Here is a 682-nt window from a genome sequence, read left to right on the forward strand (position 1 = left end):
ACATCATGCCATAGCCCATTTCAGACATACGACCTAAAGCCACTCTGAAATTAAACTGATCACGGATTCCGTCGCCTAAATATTTTGCGTCTGGACGTTGACAAGCCAGTATTAGAAAGAAGCCAGCTTGACGACCTAACATGACAATCTGTTTCAGCTTATTCATAACTGCGGTGTTTTCTTTTGTTCCCAGCATTTCCATGAAAGCGACGTATTCATCAAAGATTAAGAAGTGTGCCGGGAGACCTAAGTAAGCATAATTTTTGCCAGTCTTATAGTTCTTCATCTGCTTCATTTCCTCACTACGTTTCATCATTTCTTCATAGAATGTTTCAATGCAAGAAAGCAAGTCTTCTTTTCTATAGTAGACATTTGCCATCACAGAACCTAAGTCCGCAAGGTCAGCATTTTTCGGGTCAAGAATATACAGTTTTGAATCTGTATGAAGCAAGGCTTCAATCAGTGTCAGTATAAAGTAAGTTTTACCGCCACCTGTACCACCAGCAATCAACATATGAGGGAGCTTATCATATTCCCACCATACGTTTTTCATTAAGCGAAGTTTACCATCTTTAGCTTCTACTTCATCAATAGAAATACGACTGGCTATGGTGTCATAGAGCAAAGTATATTCCACATAGGAATCCTTTAACTCTTTATCCGTCAGCTCACAGTACAAGCC

Annotated in this window: 1 protein-coding gene; it reads right to left on the reverse strand. The window is 39.6% G+C overall.

Annotation, left to right across the window (positions count from 1 at the left end; all coding sequences use genetic code 11):
- Nucleotides 1-682 (reverse strand): FtsK/SpoIIIE domain-containing protein (locus tag D8863_RS10645; protein ID WP_125441870.1); only part of this gene is annotated, 682 nt, incomplete at both ends.

This window comes from Streptococcus oralis, from assembly GCF_003943825.1.
In the GTDB taxonomy this organism is placed as follows: domain Bacteria; phylum Bacillota; class Bacilli; order Lactobacillales; family Streptococcaceae; genus Streptococcus; species Streptococcus oralis_CD.